The 23382-nt window shown below is 43.1% G+C and carries 23 protein-coding genes; 11 read left to right on the top strand and 12 right to left on the bottom strand.

What is annotated here, in order from left to right; genetic code table 11:
* The first annotated feature begins 86 nt into the window (after positions 1–86).
* Genes CA600_RS07920 through CA600_RS07910 form a run of 3 tightly spaced genes read left to right on the top strand, consistent with a single transcriptional unit; the run spans position 87 to position 1997 of the window.
* Positions 87–380 (top strand): thiamine-binding protein, encoded by a 294-nt coding sequence (locus tag CA600_RS07920; protein ID WP_036682688.1) that lies wholly within the window; start codon positions 87–89, stop codon positions 378–380.
* Positions 377–1138 carry an ABC transporter permease gene (locus tag CA600_RS07915; protein WP_076300092.1) on the top strand — a complete coding sequence of 254 codons (762 nt, stop codon included), beginning with the start codon at positions 377–379 and terminating at the stop codon, positions 1136–1138. Before CA600_RS07920 ends, CA600_RS07915 begins: the two co-directional genes overlap by 4 nt.
* 16 nt (positions 1139–1154) lie before the next feature.
* Complete coding sequence (locus tag CA600_RS07910; protein WP_094869687.1) at positions 1155–1997, top strand: ABC transporter ATP-binding protein; 843 nt, start codon at positions 1155–1157, stop codon at positions 1995–1997.
* Positions 1998–2110: 113 nt separating this feature from the next.
* Here CA600_RS07910 and CA600_RS07905 read toward each other — a convergent pair whose 3' ends face one another.
* The 7 genes from CA600_RS07905 to CA600_RS07875 all read right to left on the bottom strand — a co-directional run bounded on the left by CA600_RS07905 (position 2111) and on the right by CA600_RS07875 (position 9685).
* Positions 2111–3661, bottom strand: coding sequence for a flavocytochrome c (locus tag CA600_RS07905; protein ID WP_094869686.1), 1551 nt, complete (start codon positions 3659–3661; stop codon positions 2111–2113).
* Between the two features lie 216 nt (positions 3662–3877).
* Positions 3878–4267 (bottom strand): RidA family protein, encoded by a 390-nt coding sequence (locus tag CA600_RS07900; protein WP_373455877.1) that lies wholly within the window; start codon positions 4265–4267, stop codon positions 3878–3880.
* A 14-nt stretch (positions 4268–4281) separates the two neighbouring features.
* Positions 4282–5769, bottom strand: coding sequence for a Na+/H+ antiporter NhaC (gene nhaC / locus CA600_RS07895; protein ID WP_094869685.1), 1488 nt, complete (start codon positions 5767–5769; stop codon positions 4282–4284).
* Between the two features lie 84 nt (positions 5770–5853).
* A complete protein-coding gene (locus CA600_RS07890; RefSeq protein ID WP_094869684.1) occupies positions 5854–7026 on the bottom strand; it encodes a MalY/PatB family protein in 1173 nt (390 codons plus the stop codon).
* 36 nt (positions 7027–7062) lie between these two features.
* Positions 7063–7737, bottom strand: coding sequence for a helix-turn-helix transcriptional regulator (locus tag CA600_RS07885; protein ID WP_094869683.1), 675 nt, complete (start codon positions 7735–7737; stop codon positions 7063–7065).
* 239 nt (positions 7738–7976) lie between these two features.
* The gene (locus CA600_RS07880) at positions 7977–8726 is read right to left on the bottom strand and encodes a WecB/TagA/CpsF family glycosyltransferase (RefSeq protein WP_094869682.1); all 750 of its coding nucleotides are present in this window, start codon (positions 8724–8726) and stop codon (positions 7977–7979) included.
* Between the two features lie 77 nt (positions 8727–8803).
* Positions 8804–9685, bottom strand: coding sequence for a nucleotidyltransferase domain-containing protein (locus tag CA600_RS07875; protein ID WP_179281565.1), 882 nt, complete (start codon positions 9683–9685; stop codon positions 8804–8806).
* A gap of 185 nt (positions 9686–9870) precedes the next feature.
* Between CA600_RS07875 and CA600_RS07870 the strand changes: the two genes are divergently transcribed.
* Entirely contained in the window at positions 9871–10914 is a 1044-nt protein-coding gene (locus tag CA600_RS07870; protein WP_094869680.1) for a YncE family protein, read from the top strand.
* Positions 10915–10982: 68 nt separating this feature from the next.
* Here the strand turns inward: CA600_RS07870 and CA600_RS07865 are convergent, their stop codons facing one another.
* Positions 10983–12506 carry a DHA2 family efflux MFS transporter permease subunit gene (locus CA600_RS07865; RefSeq protein WP_094869679.1) on the bottom strand — a complete coding sequence of 508 codons (1524 nt, stop codon included), beginning with the start codon at positions 12504–12506 and terminating at the stop codon, positions 10983–10985.
* Between the two features lie 192 nt (positions 12507–12698).
* Here CA600_RS07865 and CA600_RS07860 point away from each other — a divergent pair, with 192 nt between their 5' ends.
* The 5 genes from CA600_RS07860 to CA600_RS07840 all read left to right on the top strand — a co-directional run bounded on the left by CA600_RS07860 (position 12699) and on the right by CA600_RS07840 (position 18118).
* Entirely contained in the window at positions 12699–13589 is an 891-nt protein-coding gene (locus CA600_RS07860; protein ID WP_256989781.1) for a TetR/AcrR family transcriptional regulator, read from the top strand.
* Between the two features lie 26 nt (positions 13590–13615).
* Positions 13616–14305 (top strand): response regulator transcription factor, encoded by a 690-nt coding sequence (locus CA600_RS07855; protein WP_094869713.1) that lies wholly within the window; start codon positions 13616–13618, stop codon positions 14303–14305.
* Positions 14302–15306 (top strand): sensor histidine kinase, encoded by a 1005-nt coding sequence (locus CA600_RS07850; protein WP_094869678.1) that lies wholly within the window; start codon positions 14302–14304, stop codon positions 15304–15306. The genes CA600_RS07855 and CA600_RS07850 overlap by 4 nt, the downstream gene beginning before the upstream one ends.
* Positions 15307–15420: 114 nt before the next feature.
* The gene (locus CA600_RS07845) at positions 15421–16182 is read left to right on the top strand and encodes an ABC transporter ATP-binding protein (protein ID WP_094869677.1); all 762 of its coding nucleotides are present in this window, start codon (positions 15421–15423) and stop codon (positions 16180–16182) included.
* Positions 16172–18118, top strand: coding sequence for an ABC transporter permease (locus CA600_RS07840; protein WP_094869676.1), 1947 nt, complete (start codon positions 16172–16174; stop codon positions 18116–18118). The genes CA600_RS07845 and CA600_RS07840 overlap by 11 nt, the downstream gene beginning before the upstream one ends.
* Positions 18119–18177: 59 nt before the next feature.
* Here the strand turns inward: CA600_RS07840 and CA600_RS07835 are convergent, their stop codons facing one another.
* Positions 18178–18723, bottom strand: a complete 546-nt coding sequence (locus CA600_RS07835) for a GNAT family N-acetyltransferase (RefSeq protein ID WP_094869675.1) — start codon at positions 18721–18723, stop codon at positions 18178–18180.
* A 69-nt stretch (positions 18724–18792) separates the two neighbouring features.
* Positions 18793–19464, bottom strand: a complete 672-nt coding sequence (locus tag CA600_RS07830) for an O-methyltransferase (RefSeq protein ID WP_094869674.1) — start codon at positions 19462–19464, stop codon at positions 18793–18795.
* Between the two features lie 404 nt (positions 19465–19868).
* On the opposite strand from CA600_RS07830, the gene CA600_RS07825 reads away from it, so the two are divergent.
* Positions 19869–20765 carry a LysR family transcriptional regulator gene (locus CA600_RS07825; RefSeq protein WP_094869673.1) on the top strand — a complete coding sequence of 299 codons (897 nt, stop codon included), beginning with the start codon at positions 19869–19871 and terminating at the stop codon, positions 20763–20765.
* Between the two features lie 80 nt (positions 20766–20845).
* On the opposite strand, the gene CA600_RS07820 is transcribed toward CA600_RS07825, so the two are convergent.
* Positions 20846–22078, bottom strand: a complete 1233-nt coding sequence (locus CA600_RS07820) for an MFS transporter (RefSeq protein ID WP_256989780.1) — start codon at positions 22076–22078, stop codon at positions 20846–20848.
* A 187-nt stretch (positions 22079–22265) separates the two neighbouring features.
* On the opposite strand from CA600_RS07820, the gene CA600_RS07815 reads away from it, so the two are divergent.
* Complete coding sequence (locus tag CA600_RS07815; RefSeq protein ID WP_094869672.1) at positions 22266–22841, top strand: TetR/AcrR family transcriptional regulator; 576 nt, start codon at positions 22266–22268, stop codon at positions 22839–22841.
* A gap of 42 nt (positions 22842–22883) precedes the next feature.
* Here CA600_RS07815 and CA600_RS07810 read toward each other — a convergent pair whose 3' ends face one another.
* Entirely contained in the window at positions 22884–23366 is a 483-nt protein-coding gene (locus CA600_RS07810; RefSeq protein WP_094869671.1) for an NUDIX hydrolase, read from the bottom strand.
* Between the last annotated feature and the right edge of the window lie 16 nt (positions 23367–23382).

Raw genomic sequence — 23382 nt, 5'->3', positions numbered from 1 at the left:
TCGATGTCGAATCCGCTCCCTGTATCACTTCGTTATCATAGTTGGCTTTTTGAACTTACCTATACAAATTGAGAGGATTGATTATTGTGGCTAACACATTGCTCAGCATTCAAGTAATTCCTAAGACTCCAAACAATGAGGATTCCATCCCATACGTCGATAAAGCAATTGAAGTTATTCAAAAATCCGGCGTTAAACATCAGGTGAACCCGCTGGAAACCACGATGGAAGGTGAACTTAGCGAGCTGCTTGAGGTTGTTCGTCAAATGCAGGAGGCGCTGATCGAAGCTGGTAGTCCAAGCGTGATCTCACAGATCAAAATTGCTCATAACCCTAACGGAATCAGCATGGATAAATTGACGGAGAAATATCGGCCGTGAGATCGACCTGGAAGCTAATATGGCCGCCCCTTGTGGCGGTCGTCTTCTTTTTAACCGTATGGCAGTTATCTGTTTCTCTATTCCATATCGAATCCTGGATTCTGCCGAGTCCTGCTGATATTGCCCGCGAATCCACCAGTAATGCTTCTGGTCTCTGGGCTCATACGATGGCTACGCTCCGACTCACATTAATCGGTTTTCCTATTGGTACAGGTGTAGGCCTGATCGTCGCTCTACTTTTGCATCTTTTGCCTTGGGCTAGACGCGCTTTTTATCCACTAATTATTCTGAGTCAAAATGTTCCCTCTATCGCACTCGGACCACTGCTTATCATCTGGTTTGGCTTTGGTCTTTTGCCCAAAATCGTACTGATTACACTGGTATGCTTCTTCCCGGTAGCTGTCGCTGCAATGGGCGGCTTGTCTCAAAGTGATCAGGTCATGATGAATTATATGAAAATGGCGGGCGCAAGCAAGTGGCAAATCTTCACCAAGCTGGAGCTTCCGTCTTCTATACCGGCACTATTTTCCGGTGTGAAAATATCAGCTACCTATGCGGTTATGGGAGCCGTGGTCGCTGAATGGATTGGCGCGGATAAAGGGATTGGCTACTATATGCTCCTGCAAAAATCGGCTTACCGTACGGATCGGATGTTTGTCGCTATTGTTATTATTGTGCTCCTTAGTCTTGTACTTTTTGCGATTATCGCCTTGCTCGAAAAATGGTTAGTTCGCTGGAAACCGCGCCGTAACTCATAGAAAGGAAGATGCCTGTATGTCTCAAGCGACGCAAATAGGGCAAAGAACAACTGAAATCATAAGCTCTCCTGAAGCTCATACTGCACCACCTGCTCTAGAAGTAAGCGGCATCTCCAAGTCCTTCACCCATCGCCGCCGCGAGACGAACGTGCTGAACAACGTCTCTCTTAAGGTAGAGCAGCAAGAGTTCGTTTCGATCGTCGGTCCTTCCGGCTGCGGAAAAAGCACCTTATTCCATATGATCGGCGGACTAGTGAAGCCTGATGCAGGAACGATCCTCATGAACGGCAAGGTCGTTACAGGTCAACGTGGTGAAATCAGTTATATGCCGCAGCAGCCCGCGCTTTTCCCTTGGCGTACGATTGAGGATAATGTGCTGCTCGCCGGGGAAATCAAAGGTGCTCTGCAGGATGGAGCTCGTGAAGAAGCGCGCCAGTGGCTCGAAAAGGTTGGCTTGAGCGGGTTTGAACAGGCTTACCCGCATATGCTGTCTGGGGGGATGCAGCAGCGTGCGGCTTTTCTCAGAGCATTGCTAGCTCCGCAGGAGTTGATGCTGCTCGATGAGCCTTTCAGCGCATTGGATGCCCTAACTCGCAGTGAAATGCAGCGTTGGCTGCTCGAACTGTGGGAGGAGAATCGCCGCTCTGTGCTGTTCATCACCCACAACATCGAAGAAGCGTTGCTGCTCTCGAATCGTATTTATGTATTCTCGGGCCGCCCCGGCTCCATCCTACATACTGTTGACGTGCCATTTCCACGGCCACGCCGCGATGAGATTACGGATTCCCCGGAATTCCTTAAGCTCAAACGCCAGCTGTCACAGTGGATGCGCGAAGAACAGGCTAAGAGCGGGAAGTAGCTTTTTGAATAGAGGTCACTCCACTCACTTTTAACGTGAGATCAAACAAAAAACCGCCCGGGCTTCAATTAGCCCAAGCGGTTCTTTGTTTGATCCAGATTAGCAGTTAAATCTTATTGTGCTTGTACAAACTCAGCAGATTTAATCCCTGCTTGACGGCCGAAAATAATGATTTCTGCTACAGAGTTACCGCCGATCCGGTTTTGACCATGCAATCCACCTGTAACTTCACCAGCCGCATACAGGCCAGGAATAGCAGCGCCGTCTTTATTTAATACCTCTGTATTCGTATTGATCTTCACGCCGCCCATGGTGTAGTGAATCCCTGGGGCGATCTTAATAGCGTAGTAAGGACCAACGGACAAATCGTTGTCCATCCCTGTTGTTCTGCCGAATTCAGCATCGTTCTTGTTCTTTACTGCGCTGTTCCAAGTATCAAGTGTCGCTTTTAGCTTATCGGCTGGAACACCGATTTCTTTCGCCAATGCTTCGATGGTATCCGCTTGGATTACGAAGCCCATTTTGTCATATTGTTCAATTGCTTTCACGCGTGATTTGACGCCGGAATCAAAGACAAGCGTTGCCGCTTTTTCAGGAAGTGCATTGATCGCTTCGGTAACTTTATCACGTGTAGTCAATTCATTTACAAACCGTGTGCCTTCGCTGTTCACGAGGATAGATCCTTCACCGCGAACGGCTTCCCCGATCAGATAAGATTTATCTTGTTGAACTGTTGGGTGAACTTGAATTTGATCCATATCGACAGTAGTTCCGCCAAGTGCCTCGATCATCTTGATGCCGTCGCCTGTACTACCGATTTGGTTAGTCGTAACGTATCCTTCCAGATCAGGTCTAACTTTTGATATCATATCCATGTTGGATCCAAAACCACCTGTTGTTACAACAACTGCCTTCGCTGTAATGGTTTTTTCATCAGCTTGATTAAAGAGTACTTTGACGCCGTTAGCCTTACCGTCTTTTTGAGTAATTTCTTTAACATCCGCGTTCACAAACAGTGGAATTTCTTTTTCTTGTACGTTTCTAACCAATCCTTTGACAAGGTATTGGCCTACCGCAGATCCATCTTCTGGACGGTGGGTGCGTTTTTCGCTCATGCCGCCTGTGATTGTAATATTGTTCAGCTTGATTCCGATCGAATCCAACCAATCGATCGCACTTGCGGAATTGTCAACGAAGAAACGAAGCATCTCTTTATCATTCGTGTCATGACCGCCTTTTAGCGTCTCTTCATAAAACTTATCATTGCTATCTTCAATGCTTTGCTCTTTTTGAAATTTCGTTTGGGAAGCGTTCATCCCTGAGGAGGATTTACTTGTATTCCCACCTGCAACCGGCATTTTTTCTAAAATAACCGGATTCAAGCCCTTAGCCTTAGCTTCCAGTGCAGCAGACATTCCCGCACCACCAGCACCGACAATAACGATATCATAATTATCTTTTAATTGATCCAGTGGTGTGTAACTAGCTTCTGATGCACCTGATACGGCTTCAGCTTTATCATTTTTGGCCGTCTCATTTACCTTACTTTTGTTCTCATTGCCATTACTATTACCTGCGCTGTTGCTATTACTGTTACCGCAGCCTGCGATTACGAGCATGACAGAGAGAATGAGAATGAGAGCAGTACTTGTTGTCTTCTTCATCTTTATAACGCCCCTTTGTGAATGTTTTCACATTTATGATAACGCAAGGATGCTGTTTTGTGAAGGTTTTTTAGTAATTAGTTATACTTACTGTTACATTTTCATGAATATTTTCATTTAAATTTTCATAAAAATTCTTGCTTTCTATATCCGCAACTTACTACTCAAAAAAAGCCACCCTTTTCAGGGCGGCCATCTGCCTTATTTTCTAGTCACTTATGGTATATAAGCAATAACTTCAATTTCTACGAGCCCATCCTTAGGCAGACGTGCTACTTCAACTGCGCTGCGAGCAGGATATGGCTGAGCAAAAAACCTTCCATAAATCTCATTTACCTTAAGAAAATCATTCATATCCTTTAGGAAAACGGTCGTCTTTATTACCTGGTCCATGCTTGTACGCGCCGCTTCCAGTATGGCTTTGACATTCAGCAACGACTGTTCCGTCTGTTCCTCAACCGTAGCAGGAAAAGTCCCACTAACCGGGTCTAGTCCGAGTTGTCCTGAAGTATATAGGACGTTCCCAAGCTTTACAGCTTGAGAATAAGGTCCAATTGCACCTGGTGCATCCGTTGTTATTACAGTTTCTTTATGCATATTTTTCATTTTAAAAGACTCCTTTATCCAACTTGTTCATTAGTTTTACCGTCATATTCCTTTAGCATTTCTGCCTGTTGCTCTGGCGTTAACTTCGCGATACCAAATCCCGTGAAGCCCCATATCGTCGCAAAGATTATTCCTGTCCAACAGAGAACAGCCCAAGGTAAATAGTCTAACGTTGCAACACCCAGCGTTCCCGCCATATAAGCACCTGCAGCTGTCCAAGGCAGAATAGGCTCGGTAATCGCCGCTGAATCCTCGATCGTACGTCCCAAATTCTTCGGATGCAAGCCCCGACGGATATATGCTTCACGCAGCATTTCACCTGGCATTAAGATGGATACCTGACCATTACTTGTAACCCCGATCATCGTAAGACCTGTAACAATGGTTGCTACGATCATTGAACCTGTGGAATGGACGAACTTCAAAAGCTTATTAACAATCAATTCCAAGGATTTCGTCAGAGATATGGTTCCAGCAAACGTGATTGCACAGAAGCAAATGAGAAGTGTACCCATCATGGAGTTCATCCCGCCACGATTTAGGAGACGGGGTACATCTTCAATAATGTTAGCAGAATCAAATCCAGCTACGTGAACCATAGAAATATTAAATCCATTAACAACAGAAGATACGACATCATTCAACGTAAATCCCTGAAATACAAGTGCGTTGGCCATAGCGAACATGGAAGAGATCAGCATGACTGGTATGGTCGGCTTCTTCGTAATAGAACCATACAAGATGATTAATACAGGTACTAATAGCAGCAGATTAAAGTCGTAAATGGTATCTAATGTTCCCATGATCGTTCCAACCTTTTCTGGAACAATAGCACCGGCAGCATCTGTGTTTAGGCCTGTGATAATAAAGACAACGCTTGCAACGATAAACGAAGGAAGTGTGGTATATAGTAAATGTCCAATATGCTCATAAAGATTAACACCTGTTGCTAACGCAGCAATATTCGTTGTGTCTGAAAGCGGTGACAATTTATCGCCAAAATAAGCACCTGCAACAACAGCACCAGCTACTGCTGCTAGGTTCGCATCCATACCCGCGCCAACACCCATAAAGGCGACCCCGATCGTTCCCGCTGACCCCCAAGACGTGCCCGTACAAAGTGAAACGGCAGCTGTCGCAATAAATGCGGTGATAAGCAGAAATTGTGGATTAATGATTTTCAATCCATAATAAATCATCATTGGGATCGTTCCACCAACCATCCATGCCCCAATCATAAAACCAACCATGATCAGAATAAGAATGGCAGGCATCGTTTTCGCGATCTTGCCAGCGATAGATTCTAGTATGTCGTTATAGCTATAACCAAGAATAATCGCGATAATACCAGCAACAACCGCAGAGGTAATGATAAGTGGTTCAGGTGGTAATTCAAACAACACATACCCTAAACTAAGTAACACAATCATTGTAATAATCGGTAATAGTGCTAAGAACATCGTCGGCTGTTTCTTGACTCTTGGTGTTTCTGATTTGGACATGGTTATTCTCCCCCTTGATATGGATCTGAGAAAAGCTACTAATGAGGTCTTTCAAGGTCATTAATCAATTGTTTTTTACTATTTTTACTTTTTTAATGGATAAGCTCGATTCAGCCGTTCAAAAGCTTCCTGCAACAAGGGCCGTGGCGTCGCAATATTTAAGCGAATGAAGCCTTCACCTGATGTCCCAAAACCTGTCCCAAAGCTCACGCTAACCTTCGCATCCGACTCGATCCACTGCTTTAGCTCTGCTTCGTTGGTACTGATTGCCCTACAATCCACCCATAACAGATAGGTTCCTTCTGACTCGATCACGCGAAGTTCAGGCATAGATTCAGCTATATATGCTTTCACCCAAGCGATATTGGCTGTGATATACCCTCGTAATTCTTCCAGCCATTCATCGCATTCCGTATAAGCCACTTCTAATGCAGGTACTGCAAAAAAGGTGGGGTTATGACAGCCCGCTTGCTGTAAACAACGTCTGAATTTCTCCCGCAACTGGTCATTCGGAATCACGATGTTAGCAATTTCAAGGCTTGCAAGATTGAAGGTCTTCCCTGGGGAAGTACAGATAAAGGATCGCTGCTCAGCCTCGGTCGATATCTTCCCGATTATCGTATGCTCATGACCTTCATGGATAAAATCGGCATGAATATCATCCGATACAATATAAGCATCATACTTTGTACACAAGCTAACGATTCGTTCTAGTTCAGCTCGTGTCCATACCCGTCCAACCGGATTATGCGGTGAGATGAGCAGTACAATTTTAACCCCTGCTTGCATCCGCAACTCCATATCAGCAAAATCGATCTCATAACGCCCGTTCACTTCACGAAGTGGACTTTCCACTAATACGCGGTTATTTAGTTCTACCGATTTAGCAACCGGCTGATAGGCTGGCGTATGGATTAACACTTGATCACCGGGTTGAGTGAAGTTCTGAATGATCAGAGAAACCGCTTGCACAATACGAGGGCAAAACACGATCCATTCTTGCGGAACCTCCCAATCGTAAGCTTTTTTAATCCATCCCTGAACTGCCTCATAATAAGGTGGAAAAGGATCGGTATATCCATATATGCCATGCTTCGCCATCTCCGTTACTCGCTCTATCACCTGTGGAGGGGCTTGAAGATCCATATCCGCAACGGAAAGCGCTATCATTTCTCTGCCCAAAACTTGCGCCATACCATCCCATTTCGCGCAATTGGTCCCATATCGGCTAACAACCTTATCAAAATCTATTGTCATCTAGCCCACTTCCTCTCTTGAGAGTATTGTTTATTCTCACTTAATTTTTTGCAAATAACGATAAACGGTTGGCTCAGATATCATCAAGGACTTAGCGACTTGAGAAACTCCACCTTTAAGTAGAAACACACCCTGCTCGTTAAGTACTTTCACAAGTTCAATCTTCTCCTGCGAGGACAATCGCTCAGCCGGGACATTAATTTTACCGAGCACCGAATCAATCATGTGCTGGAGCAGATCATCTACGTTTCCTTGTAAATACTCTTCCGTCTGCTTCTCTACAACCTCTTGTTGTGGTATTAACGGTACTGGTGGAAGTGTTGATCCTCCTTGCAAAATGTTTTGTATCCACTCAGCTGCAACCTCCATATGTGTGACATCAATGTTAATACACATCATACCGACCAATTCGCTGCTGTTTTTAATATAATAAGTAGCGGAGCGAAATACCTGACCTTGCGAACCACGCGCTTTATAGTTAGCAATAAACGGTTGCTCACGGTAGGACTCATCTTTCAACAGCTTAAGCACGAGATCGGTTGAACTATCGCCTACTTTACGCCCACTAATGTATCCGTTCTCAATAAAAATAATTGAACGCTCTGGATTGCTTATATCATGAATAACAACCTCACATTTTGAACCTATAATTGAAGCAATAAAAGAAGCGATTGGAAAATAGGACTCTAGACAGCTGCGATCTTCTATCATGTGAGCATTTCACTCCTTTCGTTTTGCGTCTAATTTATTTTGATAATAATTTATTATCTTGATAATATTTTATTACAACATTCTTAAAAAAGCAATCAGTAATATATTGGAATTGTTCCAGCCAATATTTTCTCTTAAATACTTAGGGTATATTTCCTGTAAGCGACCACAAAAAAAAGTCCTTCACTACTTCTGCAAATTGCAGAAATCGTGAAAGACTATCTATTTACTGCTATACCTCATCTCCTTATCATTGCTCGATACACGAATTTAGGAAGAACTGCTTGTCTGCGCCAGCGCGACTTTTGTCCTTTGGCTACAGGGGCAAATAACAGCCGATGCAGCCACTCCAAATTGAGTTTCTTCCATATTGCAGGGGCTGGAGTCACTTTTCCCGCTATAACATCCAAGCTTCCCCCGACACCAAAAACAACCTTAACCTGAGAAAGCGCCTGTTTATGCTTATAAACCCACTTGTCAGAGTATGGAGCCCCCATCGCGACAATCAGGAAATCTGGCTGTGCGTGCTGAATCTCTGCCACAATAGCCGGTTCCTCTTCTTTAGTAATAAAACCATTATGTCTTCCGGCAATTTTCACATTCGGATATAGCTCTGTAATCTTTTCAACCGCTTTACAGCTGGTATACTCATCCGTGCCTAAGAAATAAAAGCTCCAGCCCAGCTTATTCCCTTGTACGAGCAACTCAAGAAGTAGTTCATACCCCGTAACTCGTTCAGTTATAGGGTCACCTTTTCTTCTCGACGCCAGCACAATGCCAATCCCATCAGGAGTAATCAGATCTGCCTCATGGAGTATGGTTCGAAGCAGCTCGTCCGATTGACTTGTTATCGTAATTTCCGGGTTCGCCGTAATCAAATGAAATAGCTTCGGTTCTCCGGCTTGAATATGTTTTGTTAGATGAAGTCTTGTCTCGTGTAGTGTTAATTTTGAAAAAGGAACGCCTAATATAGAGACTGTCCCAGCCATTTAATCACCTCTTACTGAAAAGTTCATTCCAGTATACCTTACCGTAATCCATAAGGATAGTCGCATCATTACCCCGTTCACTCCTTCATAAACTTCCACCACTCTATTAACCAAGGTTCATCGATCCCCCGCAGGCGGAATTCCTCCAAAAGTATCTTTCGAAATTGTTTTTCCATTTTGACAAAATTATTGTCCTCCTGGTACATGGGAGCAAAGGATTCATCCTCCCTAAGATAACTCCAAAAATCGCCTGCACACTCCAAAATCTTTCGACCTACGACCGTTTGCTGCGCTACGGGAACAAGCCATTTGTCATAAGGATAAGGATAACCTTCAATAGTGATTGCACAGCGTAAAGCCTCTTTATAAAGGGAAACCGCTAAGAACAAGATGGGAAAGGCGTCGCCACGAACTACAGGATGATCTAGACTTCTGGCATAGCTTCTTAGCTGTATATATGAATTCTTACGAAATTTCATTAGCACTTCAGGCTGGAGTGGAACATAGGAATGAAAAAGTGACTTCAGATCCAGCAGATCGTAGCAAATATAGGATACTGATGCATTCCACAGCCATTTCATATCCCCGCTCATTAAAGCTTCTTTGATATCAGATATTTTATGGAGTGTATAATGCCCTGTCTTCCCACTCGGAAGCCTTAAATCCATAAAAAAACTACTGTACTCCGGAATCAGCCCTGCTTCCTCGAACCGATGATTAATACGGTTGTAAGACTCATCCTCACAAATAATGATTATATCTACATCCGACTGCCCATCTACCACCCCGAGTGCGGTCGATCCATCAAGGATAATGCTTACCCTCTGACGAACTTCTTGCAATAACGGATGATTTAGGATCTCTTGCGTAATGTATTTTCCAATCTCCTCTAGTAATTCGCTATGAAGTTGTAACTTATCAGGTGTTAGTAAAATATCCGACAACACTGATTTCATCATCTTATCCTCCAACCTCCAGTGCATCTCATTTCCCTTTAAAATATAGCGCTTACACACTATTTCAAATGTATATAGGAAAATTATTCTACACCCAGGAGTTACATCTTGCAACGATATATGTAGTACCCTTTTGCCCTTGCCCAAATATAATGAATCATCTAGTCATTTGAAGAGGGGGTTATATCATGGCGTTACCCACCATCATAACCACAGTTCCTACATCCGTACCTGTCGGAGATATTGAGGTAAATCCCATCACCAATCGGGTATACTTCGTAAATCCTAACACTACAGCCGGAACTGTTGGTGTATTAAGCACCCTGACCAATCGGATCATTGCAACCATACAAGTAGGCAGATTTCCGCTCAAGCTAGCCATCAATCCAAGAACAAACCGTGTGTACGTCACCAACTTCCGCGATGGGACGGTATCTGTAATTAGCGGACGGACAAACCGTGTAATCAAGACCCTCCAAGTAGGCAGAAACCCTGATAGTGTTAACGTTAATGTTCGTACGAACCTGATTTATGTGTCGAGTGCCTCTGGCATCGTAACTGTGATCGATGGCAGATCGAACTGTATTCGAACCACTATCCACATCGGCGGCCGTCCTTCCGCTATCGTCATCAATAAACGTACCAATCGCATTTATGTAACGAATACGATAAACAACTCCGTATCTGTCATCAACGGCAGTACACAAACCGTGATAGCAACTATAAAGGTTGGCAAGAACCCCATTACCATACCAGCATTAAATCCGATTACCAACCGTATTTATGTAGCGAATAATTTAAGCCGCTTTCTTTCCGTGATCAATGGCCGAACCAACAAGCTCCTCAAGAATATACAGCTTGGACGGTTACAAAGTGAGGTCATCCTTAATCCGCTTACGAACCGTGTTTACGTGTCTAGCGCTCAACAGGTTAAACAAGGGAAGCTTTTTGTGCTTAATGGAAATACCAATAAGGTGATCACAACTAGAGTGTTATCCTCCTCCTCCAGCACATTCATCAACCCGATTACAAATCACTTATTTGTCAGTAATTTCAATAAGAACAGAATGTCTGTTTATAACGCCAGCACGTTTAAAAGAATTGCGGTATTCCCCTCCGTAACAGGCGTAAATATTGTCCTGAATCCACTAACAAATAGGTTATATGTCGCGAACGATAATTCCATCACAGTCATTCAGGATGGTCCAAGATTAACCCATCATTATAAATAATCTACACTTTCTTATATTTGCAAAAAAAGGCGCATCACCTATAAGGTGAGCGCCTTTTTGAATATAGATTAATGCGTTGTAACCTGCTTGGCAGCTACTGGCTTCGCAGTCACTTTCTCTTCTGCTGTTTCCTTAGGCTGAATGCCTCTTTTAATAAAGAAGGCTAGAATAAATGCAATAATCGCTACGCCTACAGATACTAAAAATGCATCGTTAATTCCTTCAATAGTAGCTTTCGCAATAACTTGATTTTGTATACCAAGCAATTGGTCTGCCGAAGGTTTAGTCGTTAATTTACTTACAGCATCAGCGACCATATCCTTCACATGTGAAGTGGTACTGTTAGACATAATGGTTACGAGCAGTGCTCCGCCAATCGCCCCTGACACTTGCTGAATCGTACTGTTCATCGCTGTACCATGCGGCGTGTATTTGGCTGGGATAGAATTCAGACCATTAGTCATCACTGGCATCATCACCATAGAGATCCCGAACATTCTTACAGAATATAGAATCATCAATGTCGAATATTTAGTCGTTTCAGTCAAATCACTAAAGAAATACGTACTAATCACTACGATCGCTAGACCGACTAGTGCTAATACTTTACCTCCGAATTTATCGAACAATTTACCTGTGATTGGTGACATAACACCCATAATTAACGCACCAGGCAACATTAGAAGTCCTGAATCCAGTGGTGAAATCCCTCTAATATTTTGCAGGTAGATCGGCATCAGCATCATCGCCGAGAACATTGCCATATTTAGCGTAATCGAAATCGCTGAGGATAACGCAAACATCGGATATTTGTACACTCTGAAGTTCAGCATAGGCTCCTTCATCTTCAATTGGCGCATAATGAATATTACTAATCCAATCGCCCCGATAATAAGAGCGGAGTAGACCATTGGATCATCCCATCCTTTATTCCCAGCGGAACTGAAGCCATATAGAAGACCCCCGAAACCAATTGCGGATAAAAGCACAGATAGGAAATCGATCTTAATCGCCACATCTTTTTTAGGATCATGTAATTTAAAGAAGGCCAGAATGAACACCAATACAGCGATTGGGGCAATCATAAAGAATAGAACAGGCCATTCATAGTGCTGAATAATCCATCCAGATAATGTAGGTCCGATCGCTGGTGCAAAAATCATAACCAACCCGAACATCCCCATAGCTGAACCACGTTTCTCAGGTGGGAAGGTAGTGAATAATACATTCATTAATAATGGCATCATGATTGCAGCCCCGGAAGCCTGAACCATTCTGGCGATCAATAACACAGGGAAACTAGGTGCGAACCCTCCGATAAAGGTTCCTATCGCAAATAATCCAATGGCGATTAGGAACAACCGTCTCGCGGTATACTTTTGAATCAAAAATGCTGTCGAGGGAATCATGATCCCGTTCACGAGCATATAACCTGTAGATAGCCATTGCACTGTTGAGGCACTGACATCAAAATCCTTCATAATCGATGGTAAAGCTATATTGAGTAAGGTATTACTCAGTAAAGCAACAAATGCACCAATCATAAGGATTGCCAATATCCCGTAGGACGCTTTATTTTCTTTTGCTTTCATTTTGGAATCCTCCATTCTATAATCATACTATTGGTTCAAATTTGAACTCTAGTTACAAACCAGTGTAGAATATATTACTCCCTTATTTACTGCTTGGCAAGACAAAATTCATTTAAAATTGAAATTGTAATAAGAGGAAATATAAGCTAGTCTATATTGGAACAAAGAGTCCAGCTTAAAGGGGCATCTCAGATGATTAATAAACGAAAAGAGCAAGTGATTCATAAAGCACATGAATTATTTATTGAAAAAGGGTACCACGCTACTTCCATTCAGGATATTTTGAATCATAGCCGGATCTCCAAAGGGTCTTTTTATAACTATTTCCCTTCCAAAGGGGATCTTTTCAAGGCTGTATTCACATCTATTCACATTCAGCTTGAAGAAGGGCGAAATTCAATGCTCATTGGTCAAGACCCCTCTGACATTAAGATATTTGCCGAGCAGGTTCAGCTGGTCATGAAAATCAATAAAAAAAATAGATTATTACAGCTCGTTGAAGATGCTTTAGTCTCCAATGATCCAGACTTAATTACATTTATCAAGAAAACGAAGTTCAACCTGCTAACTTGGGTATATGAACGTTTTCTTCATATTTTTCCTGCGGATAAAAAACCTTATTTACTGGATGGAGCCATTATTTTTAACGGGATTCTGCAGAATATGCTGCAAATCAACAGTGCTATGAATGAAGTCATCACCTCTAAACAAATCATTGATTATTGCACTACTCTTATCCAAAAGGTTGTTGAAGAAGTAAGTGACATGGGAATTCAACTCATCTCACCAGAACATGTGGACAAGTTATTGCCCGCAGCGGAATACAGTGATTTTTTCAATAATGATCTATCCTTTGCGACAATCAGCCTGAAGAAAATAATAGAGAGATCCTTCGCGCCAGGTGATACGAACCGCACTAATTATCTAAAGCTGTTGTACTTTATCCAAGAAGAAATCATGAATAACAAGGAACCGAGAGCGTTCTTAATCGAAAGCGCTCTGCTATCCTTAAGAGCATGCCCTAATCTAAATGAAGCCAAAGAGTTCAAGCATTATCAGGATGTATTATCTAAAATGCTGTAAAGCTAACTAAAAGTGTGGTGAAGCATTTGTTCAAGTTATTATTAATCGAAGACGATTCAACGCTGTTTAATGAGATCAAAGAGCGACTTACCCAGTGGTCTTACGATGTGTATGGCATTCAAGATTTCAGCAATGTCACGCAGGAATTTATAGAGGTCAAACCTGATTTAGTCATCATCGACATCCAATTACCTAAATTTGATGGCTTTCATTGGTGTCGAATGATTCGCTCTCACTCCAACCTTCCGATTATCTTCTTATCGTCACGCGATCATCCTACGGATATGGTGATGTCCATGCAGCTTGGAGCCGATGACTATATTCAAAAGCCCTTCCATTTCGATGTACTCATTGCCAAAGTACAAGCGATTCTTCGGCGCGTCTACAATTACAACACAGAGAACATTGAACTCAAAACATGGTGCGGAGCAACCGTGGATTATGAGAGAAATCTGTTGACGAATGAAATGGGATCGATTGAGCTTACGAAAAACGAGATTTATATATTAAAACTGCTTATTGAAAAAAAGAATAAAATCGTCACCCGCGAGGAATTAATCAATAGCTTGTGGGATGATAAACGTTTTATTAGTGACAACACCCTTACCGTCAACGTAAATCGGCTGCGCAAGAAGCTGGATGAGCTTGAATTAGGTAATTTCATTGAAACGAAAGTGGGACAAGGGTATATGGCTATCGAAGAGGAAACCCTATGATTAAGAAATATCTCTTGGAAAGAAGCAGCTGGATCCTCCTTGTTCTCTTTACCAACCTGTTTATACTCTTTGTCACCTATATGGACCCGTCGATTCCATTCTCTTCGGTCCTCTATCTGGTCTCCTTGTCGATGTTTTTGTTCGTAATGTTCTTAATCCTTCGCTATCCCAGGGAAACCAGATTCTATAAAAGCTTGGCGGAGCGAGAGGATGATCTGGATTTAACCAGTATCGCCTCCCCCGAAAGTCCCTTTGAGAAAATGATTGAAGAGAGCATCACCAATCAAGCCAGATGGTTGAAACAGACTGCTTCACATAATCAAATGACGCTAGAGCAGGAGAAAGACGAGCTTTTGTCGTGGATTCATGAGGTGAAGACCCCTTTGACCGCGATGCACCTAATGATTGAACGTATGGAAGATGACGGAATGAAGAAAAATCTGACCTATGAATGGCTGCGAATACATCTCTTACTGGACCAGCAGCTCCATCAAAGGCGGATTCCCTTTATTGAGAATGATTTGTATATAGAACATATCGATTTAGAAACGCTTATTTTCGGGGAGATTAAGACGTTGCAATCCTGGTGTATTCAGAAGGGACTCGGCTTTGAACTGAACTTGGAAGTAGCTGAAGTGCTTAGTGATGCCAAATGGCTGGCTTTTATTATCCGACAACTACTAACCAACGCCGTGAAATATAGTGAGGCTTCAGATATTACAGTGAGTAGCTATCAGCAAGCTGAGCATATCGTTCTTGAGGTGAAGGATGGTGGGCGCGGGATAGATCCAAAGGATTTGCCTCGAATATTTGATAGAGGATTTACTTCCACCACCGTGCATCGCGACAATGCCGCCACAGGTATGGGCTTATATTTAGCCAAAAAAGCAGCACAATCCTTGTTGATCATCATCGGAGTTGAGTCGAGGCTCGGATCAGGGACGACGTTCACATTAACCTTTCCGCTTAAAAATGAATTCGTGAAGCTCTCAAGCGTGTGACAACAATGTCACATGCTTTTTTATTTTGTTCGGGCAATCGAAGGATAAGAACGGCAAAGCCTTTTATAATAAGGCTATACAAAAAGAACGAGTATAAAAAGGGAGTGAATCAATATGGCAATTCTAGAAGCCACTAAAATTCATAAAAGCTACGGAAACAAATTAAACAAACAATCCGTGTTGAGCGGACTGGATATTTCTATTGAAGAAGGAGAATTTGTTGGCATTATGGGATCTTCCGGTTCAGGAAAAACCACCCTGCTTAACGTTCTCTCCTCTATAGATAAGATCAGCAATGGATCAATTACCATCGAAGGTAATGAAATTTCGACTATGAAAGAAAAGCAATTAGCTGAGTTTCGGAAAAATCATTTAGGATTTATTTTTCAAGAATACAATCTCTTAGATACGCTGACGGTGAAGGAGAACATCCTGTTACCTCTATCCATTACTAACACCCCTAAGAAAATTGCCAATGAGAAATTCGAGAATGTCGCAAAGGAACTGGGGATTTTAGAATTAAAAAATAAGTACCCGAATGAAATCTCTGGGGGGCAAAAACAACGTACCTCCGCAGCTCGGGCCTTCATTCATGAGCCGAGTATCATTTTTGCTGACGAACCTACAGGGGCCTTGGATTCTAAATCTGCTTCTGATTTGTTAAACAAGCTAAGTGAACTAAATCAAAGACGAAAAGCAACGATCGTTATGGTTACCCATGATCCAGTGGCAGCTAGCTATTGCAGTAGAGTTATTTTTATAAAGGATGGTACGATCTATACGCAATTAAATAAAGGGGAACAATCCAGACAAGTCTTCTTCAACGACATCATAAAAACACAAGGTGTATTAGGTGGTGTGCAGAATGAGCATTAATGTATTGATGCTGCGAAATCTGCGAAAAAACATCAGAAATTACTACCTGTATGTGTTTGCTCTCGTCTTTAGCGTGGCCTTATATTTCGCCTTTGTTACGTTGCAATATGATCCCTCGATGGATGCGGTAGAAGGCTCGGTCAAAGGGGGCGCAGCAATTAAGGCTGCCTCGGTCTTACTGGTCGGGATTGTATCCATTTTCCTGTTATATGCTAATACCATCTTCATCAAACGCCGGGGCAAGGAAATTGGCTTGTTCCAGTTAATTGGAATGACCAAAGGTAAAATATTCCGGATTCTTTCGGCAGAGAACTTTATCCTGTATTTCGGTTCTTTAATTCTAGGAATCGCCGTAGGTTTTTCTGTTTCAAAGTTAATTCTAATGATTCTCTTTAAAACGATTGGGGTCGATGCGATTGCTTCCCTTCGTTTCTCTACTCCGGCTTTAGTCCAAACGCTGATTGTATTTTTTATAATCTATCTCTTAATCATGCTGATGAACTATAGCTTTATTAAAAGACAAAGCATTTTGTCCTTATTCCGAGTGACCTCAACCACAGAAGGTACCGTGAAAAAGCTGTCCTTCTTCGAAATGATCATCGGGATCGCTGGTATTGGATTCATTATACTTGGCTATTCGATTTCATCTCGATTATTTAGTGGAGATTTAACATCAATGACTGAGCTATCTATAGCCATGATTACTATTCTGGCTTCGGTTATCATTGGGACTTATCTTTTCTATAAAGGCTCCGTAAGCTTTATCTTTCATCTCATTCGTAAACAGAAAAATGGGTATCTGAACATTAAAGAGGTATTGTCTCTCTCCTCCATTATGTTCCGAATGAAATCCAACGCCGTATTACTGACCGTCATTACAACGGTGTCGGCACTAGCAATAGGTCTATTATCCTTGAGCTACATCTCATTCTACTCTACTGAGAAAAATGCGAAGCTGTACGTTCCGTCAGATTTTATTCTTACCGATATCCATGAAGCCGAACGATTTAAAGAGGTATTAACTGCGAAGAACTTAGTGTTTACAGAAAAAAAGACCGAGGTCATTCAGGTAGATGTAAATGTGAAGAAGATTCTGGGTGAAAATACAAAGGACTCTAGTATAATCTCTGATATCATGACCCTTCCTGTGATTAGTGAAAAGGCACTTGAAGGTATCGATGTATCGCCGGATGAGACCTATTTTACAAAGACAAGTAGTGCACTGGATAATATGATTGCTATGAAAGACAAAGGCCCCATTGAATTGAAGGGATTGCATGAGGTTATTCCACAAGCTTATGAAAAAATAAATATGGATGCACCTATTTTATTATCTTTCACAGGTGGCGGCTTACCCGTTGCTATTGTAGACGAAACGATCTTCGAACGCTTACAAAACGATCTAGATCCAGCCCTTCAAAGAAAGTCCTCTCTTAATATCGGAATCGATATGAAAGATCGGTCAAGCGTTGAGCAGGCGAATGATCTTTTTCAGAACATGAAATTTGAAAAAGACAACCGGCGTGACTCTCAACTGGAGACGAAAAAAAATCAAAAGGAAACTATGGGACTGATCATGTTTATCGTTGCTTTTCTGGGGCTAACGTTCCTAATTACCTCCGGATGTATTCTTTATTTCAAACAAATGGATGAGAGTGAGAACGAAAAGCCTAACTATACGATCCTAAGAAAGCTTGGATTCACGCAGGGTGATATGCTTAGAGGGATTCAGATGAAACAATTGTTCAATTTCGGGATTCCATTAGTTATAGGCCTGCTTCACAGCTACTTTGCCGTCAAGTCAGGCTGGTTCTTCTTCGGCACTGAGCTTTGGACACCGATGATTCTGGTAATGCTCTTATACACGGCTTTGTATTCGATCTTTGCAGTGCTGTCTGTTTTCTACTATAAAAAGGTGATTAAAGAGTCACTTTAAAAAAGGAGGGGTTCCACAAGCCAGCATGGCTTAGGAACCCCTTGTTGTTATCATACCACTTATCTCCTATCTTCATATTCAATTCTAGTTAACCCGTAGAAGACTATATCCTCGAATTTATCCCATTTTAAAATATGCCGTTTGAATTCCCCTTCAAATCTCATTCCAGCTTTTTTCATAACGTTAGAGGAAGCTGGATTTCTAGTCATTGCCGCTGCCCATATTTTATTTAATGACAGGTCTTCAAATCCGAAATCAATCAGCTTCTTAGCCGCTTCAGTCGCATAACCATTCCCCCAAAAAGGTTTGCCTACCCAATAGGCAAGTTCCCCTCTTTTATGCGATTTGTCTATATTTAGACTCATACAGCCTAGTAAGGCATCACTCTCTCTACTAATTAAAGCAAATGGAAACCCATCCCCTTCGGCCGCACTCCTCCTACAGGCACTAATCCAAGATTCAGCCGCTCCATCCGGATAGGGATGGGGAATAGACAGGGTTGTTCTAGCTACTTCTATATCCCCAGCAAGGTCTTGCACTTTACTTGCATCTGTAGATTGAAACGGTCTTAGCGTTAACCTTTGTGTTTCAAATATAGGTTGCATAGAAAGTACCTCTCACTATTAGATTTTCCATAGATTATATTACAATTGTTGGATATTGCAATACATAACTTAGCTATTCACAATCCCTAATACGAATCCGTCATACCCTTTACTCCCTACCGTTTGAAGGGCAGTAGCCGAAATCCTAGGCTCTTTAGCCAACAGATCATAAAATTCGCGAACGCCTACAACACGAGGATCTTTACTATTCTTGTTAATGACCTCACCTTCACGGATCACATTATCGCCTATAATCACCGTACCGGGCCGGGAAAATTGAAGCGCCCATTGTAAATAGTTAGGGTTGTTGGGTTTATCGGCATCAATGAATATAAAGTCAAAGGGTTCCACGCCCTCTTGCTTCATCTGAGACAATTGCCCCAACGCATCTCCTATACGCAGTTCTATCACATCGTCCACCCCAGCAAGCGAGAAATTAGCCCCAGCCACCTGAGCATGCGACGGATCTAGCTCCAAAGTAACGATATGTCCGTCAGACGGGAGCGCCCTTGCCATCCAAATTGTGCTGTACCCACCCAAAGTGCCAATCTCCAGAATCCGGCGTGCCCCTTTCATTTGAACCAATAGGTTAAGGAATTTGCCCTGACTTGGTGAGACATCAAAGGGCGGCAGCCCTGCCAATTGATTAGCGGTCAATACTTCCTCCAGCACGGAGTCCTGCGGAATTAGGCGCTCTGTAATGTACTGATCGACTTTATCCCATGTATTCGTTTGATTCATATTTATCACTTCTCCTTTGAAATAACTTCTAGTTAAAATAAACCTGTTATTACCCATTTAGGGATCAGTCGTAACTACGAGGCGGGTTTGGACTTCCGACCGCTGTTGTCTCCAGATTTCCTTTATAACCAATACTAGTGGTTGAAATCCGGAGAGCTTATGCTTACGAAGTGAGCTTTCCTACGGAAAGCTTTTAGTCGATCACTGACGCTCCTACAGTTCCAAACCTCCTCTTCGTTACTCCTTTTCCCTAACTAAAGATTCAAGTTCAAACTCAACTTCAACTTCAACTTCAACTTTATACCTGTATTGTAAATCAGTTATAATCATAAATATAATATATCTTTAAACCTAAACTATATATTTAATATATGAATCAAACGATAGCAGATAGGAGCTTAACCATGAATCTACACGCCTTACGCTTATTCCATGTGATCGCATCAACGGGTAGCGTGACACGCGCCTCTGAAGTATTAAATATCAGTCAGCCTGCGATTACGGCTCAGATCAAGAAATTCGAAAAGGAACTATCCTTCGCCCTGTTCAAGCCTCAAGGTAGAGGAATTGCTTTAACGGATGCGGGTGAGGAGCTTGCCCTACTCGCAAAAAGACTGTTCGCTGTCGAACAGCAGATCGAACAATTCACTCAGGATTATGTTAACGGCACGAATGGAAGTATACGCCTAGCCGCGACGTATTTGCCTGCTCATTTCCTTATCCCTACCTGGATCGCAAAGTTCAAGCAACAATATGAGCAAGTAGAAATGGTGATTACGACCACCAATTCAAGCGATGCCCTGAAGCAGCTGTTAAATGTAGACGTGGATATGGCGATTTACGGAGGGATTTCCGAGGCCTATCCAGATACGATCCGGACAGAGGAGTTATTTCAGGATGAGTTATGGTTTGTGGTCGCACCCCATCACCCCTATGCGAATAAGCAGATTTCTTTATCCGAAATGATGAAGGAGCCTTTTGTCATGCGTGAGGAAGGGAGTTCGACGAGAGAGCGATTATTATCGTTATGCCGTACATATAATACGCCAGCTCCCACAATCTCTTTGCAATTTAACGGACTTCATGAAGCGATCCAAGCCGTTATCGCCGGGTATGGCGCCAACTTCGTCTCTTCACTCGTTGTTCGCGAAGATGTTGAACGGGGAGAGTTATGCCGAGTTTATGTTGAAGGCATACATCTGAAGAATAGCATTGCGATTTGTACGCGAAAAAATGAACCGTTATCCGCCTCGGCGGCAAACCTTATTCAAATGATTCGCCAAAATCCTTATACCGTTTAGGAATTCCAAAAAAGACTGCTCTCTAGGCTGAATATATTCAGCCTGGAGAGCAGTCCTTGTAATGCCTTTATTTGAACCTCTTACGCTTGCTTCTTCTCCGTTAAATAGTACAGGAAGGCTAAGATCGGCAGAGCCAGCCCGATCAAGCTGGTCAGACTCCAGCCGCCGTACGCATATGCCCAGCCCCCCAGTGAAGAACCAACGGCTCCTCCTACAAAAAATATCGCCATAAATAATCCGTTCAAACGTCCTCTCGCCTCGTTCCCAAGGGAATAAATCGCCCTTTGTCCAAGCACTAGATTACCCGATACCCCCATATCCAGCATGATGGCCGCTGCGACCAGCAATCCAAGGGTTACTCTCGAATCCTCCTGAAACAAGTAAGCTAGAAGAAAAGCCACAGCTGCCAGCACAAACGCAAGACCGGTCAGCGACCGGGTCCAGCCGCGGTCGGCTAATCTCCCGGCGATGGGAGAAGCGATAGCCCCGGCTACTCCAGCCAGTGCAAACAAGGCAATGCCTTGCTGACTTAAATGATACGTATCGGACAGATGCAAAGAGACTGTCGTCCAAAACAGGCTGAAAGCGCCAAACAGGCTAGCCTGATATATTGCCCGGCGGCGCAGCACTGGCGTATTCTTCAGTAAAGTACCTAGCGAACGGATCAATCCACCATAATTCATTGTAGGCACAGGCTGGCGCTGCGGCAGCACACGGGACAATAGAAGTGTTAATAAGGCAATCACTACTGCCGATATGGCATAAATCGCATGCCAGCCCCACAATCCAGAGACAAAGCTAGCCAGTGGCCGGGCGAACATAATGCCGAGCAGCAGCCCACTCATTACATTACCGACCACCCGGCCGCGCTGCTCTTCAGCAGCCAGAAAAGACGCATACGGCACAAGAATCTGGGCAGCTACGGAACCGAGGCCAATGAACAGAGACGCTCCCAGAAAGATTGCAGCATTCGGAGCTAGTGTGGCTGCTACCAGTGACACCACCACCACAGCCAGTGACGCCACAGTCAGGCGGCGATTTTCAATAATATCGCTAAGCGGTACTATGAACAAAAGTCCAAGAACGTATCCTACCTGAGTCAAAGTTACAATCAGACCTGCTGCCCCAGAAGAAAGCTGCGTAGCTTGGGCAATCTGTCCGATCAGGGTTTGGGCGTAATACAGATTAGCCACAATAAGTCCGCAGGAGGCCGCCAGTAACAATGTAATCCATCCAGGGATCGTTTTTCCTTCCGAATGTTCCTTTGCCGGATTTACTGAACTAACAGGATTCATTTGATTACCTTGATTCATAAGATCTCCACCCTTCGATATTAAATACTGTACGTAACGTTTACTAATTGGTTTAAATATATACTGAACGTTCAGTTTTGTAAATAGGTGATTGGCTACTTCTTAAAATATTTTGTATAATGAACGTACAGTATCTTTTTTTGATCGCAAGTAAAATAAAGGATAGATTAGTCGGGAGGGATCTCTTATGGATAAAAAAAGAGGACGGCCGCGCAATAACGAAGCGGAGGCTTCTATTCTGGCAGCATCGTATGATCTACTGCTGGAGACTGGATTTGGTGCGGTGACCGTAGAGAAAATTGCGGAACGGGCCAAGGTAAGTAAAGCGACCATTTATAAATGGTGGCCTAACAAAGCAGCTGTCGTCATGGACGGCTACCTCACTGCAGCATCCGCAAGATTGCCAGTGCCGGACACCGGTTCGGTCAGGGACGATATTATGATCCATGCCACGAATCTGGCTAATTTTTTTCGCAGCCGAGAAGGAAAAGTAATTACCGAATTGATCGGTGAGGGACAATTCGATGCTGGCCTTGCTGAGGCCTATCGTGCGAGGTTCTTCGCTCCCCGCCGCCAAGAGGCGCGACAGTTGTTGGAGCGCGGGGTGACCCGAGGCCAATTAAAAACGGAGCTGGATATTGGGATCACGATTGATCTGCTCTATGGACCGATATTTTATCGGCTTCTAGTCACAGGGGATGAGCTAGACGAAGCTTTTGTGAAATATTTGATCACCTCTGCCTTTGAGGGCATCAAAGCATAATCAAAAAAGCCATCCTTTGCAGGATGGCCTATCACTTTTATTTTACACCGTTCGATCCAAATTAACTTCAAACGTGTCCCCAGTTACATAATCCATATACCTCGTATTCCCATCGTAATCCAAATAAGCTTGATAGCGGGTACGAATAGCCGGTTGTGTAATCCAATCAAGCACTTTCTCTTTTGCCACCCACATCACTTCAGAGGTTTCCTCCGAGGTACATAATTCCCCACCCACGGGCTTGCAGATAAAATCAAACATGACCTTAGTAGGAACATCTGTTACACCGTCATACCATTTATGAATGCCTGTATTCGAATACACACCAATCAATTGAGATACCGTGACATCTATTCCACTTTCCTCTTTAATCTCTCGAATTAATGCATCCACCAGGTTCTCTCCGACCTCTACTTGTCCACCAGGGAATACCCATCCACCATCATGCGTCTTTACTAAAAGGATATCTCCTTGTTCATTTTCTGCGAATCCACCTGCTGCTACAATATGTGTTGGCCATGCCATAGACTGCACCTCTTTT

Origin of the sequence: Paenibacillus sp. VTT E-133280 (assembly GCF_002264385.1) — a bacterium.
Classification (GTDB): domain Bacteria; phylum Bacillota; class Bacilli; order Paenibacillales; family Paenibacillaceae; genus Paenibacillus_AQ; species Paenibacillus_AQ nitricinens.
Note: the sequence above shows the minus strand (reverse complement) of the source record. Positions and strands in the feature narration are given on the sequence as shown.

Coding starts and splice junctions, on each gene's coding strand:
- CA600_RS07820 (WP_256989780.1), bottom strand. CDS start 22,078: ATGAATCAAGGTAATCAAATGAATCCTGTTAGTTCAGTAAATCCGGCA.
- CA600_RS07870 (WP_094869680.1), top strand. CDS start 9,871: ATGGCGTTACCCACCATCATAACCACAGTTCCTACATCCGTACCTGTC.
- CA600_RS07840 (WP_094869676.1), top strand. CDS start 16,172: ATGAGCATTAATGTATTGATGCTGCGAAATCTGCGAAAAAACATCAGA.
- CA600_RS07880 (WP_094869682.1), bottom strand. CDS start 8,726: ATGGCTGGGACAGTCTCTATATTAGGCGTTCCTTTTTCAAAATTAACA.
- CA600_RS07860 (WP_256989781.1), top strand. CDS start 12,699: ATGATTAATAAACGAAAAGAGCAAGTGATTCATAAAGCACATGAATTA.
- CA600_RS07890 (WP_094869684.1), bottom strand. CDS start 7,026: ATGACAATAGATTTTGATAAGGTTGTTAGCCGATATGGGACCAATTGC.
- CA600_RS07810 (WP_094869671.1), bottom strand. CDS start 23,366: ATGGCATGGCCAACACATATTGTAGCAGCAGGTGGATTCGCAGAAAAT.
- CA600_RS07825 (WP_094869673.1), top strand. CDS start 19,869: ATGAATCTACACGCCTTACGCTTATTCCATGTGATCGCATCAACGGGT.
- CA600_RS07815 (WP_094869672.1), top strand. CDS start 22,266: ATGGATAAAAAAAGAGGACGGCCGCGCAATAACGAAGCGGAGGCTTCT.
- CA600_RS07875 (WP_179281565.1), bottom strand. CDS start 9,685: ATGATGAAATCAGTGTTGTCGGATATTTTACTAACACCTGATAAGTTA.
- CA600_RS07885 (WP_094869683.1), bottom strand. CDS start 7,737: ATGATAGAAGATCGCAGCTGTCTAGAGTCCTATTTTCCAATCGCTTCT.
- CA600_RS07830 (WP_094869674.1), bottom strand. CDS start 19,464: ATGAATCAAACGAATACATGGGATAAAGTCGATCAGTACATTACAGAG.
- CA600_RS07910 (WP_094869687.1), top strand. CDS start 1,155: ATGTCTCAAGCGACGCAAATAGGGCAAAGAACAACTGAAATCATAAGC.
- CA600_RS07865 (WP_094869679.1), bottom strand. CDS start 12,506: ATGAAAGCAAAAGAAAATAAAGCGTCCTACGGGATATTGGCAATCCTT.
- CA600_RS07835 (WP_094869675.1), bottom strand. CDS start 18,723: ATGCAACCTATATTTGAAACACAAAGGTTAACGCTAAGACCGTTTCAA.
- CA600_RS07905 (WP_094869686.1), bottom strand. CDS start 3,661: ATGAAGAAGACAACAAGTACTGCTCTCATTCTCATTCTCTCTGTCATG.
- CA600_RS07850 (WP_094869678.1), top strand. CDS start 14,302: ATGATTAAGAAATATCTCTTGGAAAGAAGCAGCTGGATCCTCCTTGTT.
- nhaC (WP_094869685.1), bottom strand. CDS start 5,769: ATGTCCAAATCAGAAACACCAAGAGTCAAGAAACAGCCGACGATGTTC.
- CA600_RS07845 (WP_094869677.1), top strand. CDS start 15,421: ATGGCAATTCTAGAAGCCACTAAAATTCATAAAAGCTACGGAAACAAA.
- CA600_RS07900 (WP_373455877.1), bottom strand. CDS start 4,267: ATGAAAAATATGCATAAAGAAACTGTAATAACAACGGATGCACCAGGT.